The sequence below is a fragment of the Micrococcus sp. PSi08 genome, from assembly GCF_054960655.1.
On the sequence record NZ_JBHNYP010000075.1, the window covers coordinates 1 to 265 of the forward strand.

The window sequence follows — 265 nt, forward strand, 5'->3', positions numbered from 1 at the left end:
TCCGAGCGAGACCACCTTCGCGGTGAAGTCCACGGCCCGGTAGTTGTTCCCGTTGTCCGTGATCACCCGGTCCACGGTGATGCCGTGCGCGGCGAAGAACGCCCTCGCCCGGCAGAAGAACCCGATCGTGGTCACCGCCTTCTCGTCCTCCAACGCCTCGGTGTACGCCAGGCGGGTGTACCCGTCGATCGCCGAGTGCAGGTAGGTGTACCCGACCCGTCGGCCAGGCCCGCGTTTGGCCGCTCGCGCGTTCTCGGAGTCCCGG

Annotated in this window: 1 pseudogene; it reads right to left on the minus strand. The window is 68.3% G+C overall.

The annotated features are described in order from the left end of the window. Positions 1–265: pseudogene (locus tag ACFI33_RS11835) on the minus strand (IS481 family transposase); the annotation flags it as partial.